General features: G+C 52.8%; 1 protein-coding gene. It reads left to right on the top strand.

The window, feature by feature from the left end; all coding sequences use genetic code 11:
• Nucleotides 1–32: 32 nt before the first annotated feature.
• Nucleotides 33–1001 (top strand): IS5-like element IS903B family transposase, encoded by a 969-nt coding sequence (locus tag ACHHZ7_RS25450; protein ID WP_004099053.1) that lies wholly within the window; start codon nt 33–35, stop codon nt 999–1001.
• The last annotated feature ends 56 nt before the right edge of the window (nt 1002–1057 follow it).

Consider the following 1057-nt stretch of genomic DNA (forward strand, 5'->3'; position numbering starts at 1 on the left):
GGCTTTGTTGAATAAATCGAACTTTTGCTGAGTTGAAGGATCAGATCACGCATCTTCCCGACAACGCAGACCGTTCCGTGGCAAAGCAAAAGTTCAAAATCACCAACTGGCCCACCTACAATAAAGCCCTCATCAACCGTGGCTCCATAACTTTCTGGCTGGATGATGAAGCTATTCAGGCCTGGTATGAGTCAGCAACACCTTCTTCACGAGGCAGACCTCAGCGCTATTCTGACCTTGCCATCACGACTGTGCTGGTCATTAAACGCGTATTCAGGCTGACCCTGCGCGCTGCGCAGGGCTTTATTGATTCCATTTTTTCTCTGATGAACGTTCCGCTACGCTGCCCGGATTACAGCTGTGTCAGCAGGCGGGCAAAGTCGGTTAATGTCAGTTTCAAAACGCCCACCCGGGGTGAAATCGCACACCTGGTAATTGATTCCACCGGGCTGAAGGTCTTCGGTGAAGGCGAGTGGAAAGTCAAAAAGCATGGCCAGGAACGCCGCCGTATCTGGCGTAAGCTGCATCTCGCCGTTGACAGTAAAACACATGAAATCATCTGCGCTGACCTGTCGCTGAACAATGTGACGGACTCAGAAGCCTTCCCGGGTCTTATCCGGCAGACTCACAGAAAAATCAGGGCAGCATCGGCAGACGGCGCTTACGACACCCGGCTCTGTCACGATGAACTGCGGCGTAAGAAAATCAGCGCGCTTATCCCTCCCCGAAAAGGTGCGGGTTACTGGCCCGGTGAATATGCAGACCGTAACCGTGCAGTGGCTAATCAGCGAATGACCGGGAGTAATGCGCGGTGGAAATGGACAACAGATTACAACCGTCGCTCGATAGCGGAAACGGCGATGTACCGGGTAAAACAGCTGTTCGGGGGTTCACTGACGCTGCGTGACTACGATGGTCAGGTTGCGGAGGCTATGGCCCTGGTACGAGCGCTGAACAAAATGACGAAAGCAGGTATGCCTGAAAGCGTGCGTATTGCCTGAAAACACAACCCGCTACGGGGGAGACTTACCCGAAATCTGATTTATTCAACAAAGCC

The organism is Citrobacter freundii complex sp. 2024EL-00216, assembly GCF_043945515.1.
GTDB classification, from domain to species: Bacteria; Pseudomonadota; Gammaproteobacteria; order Enterobacterales; family Enterobacteriaceae; genus Citrobacter; species Citrobacter portucalensis.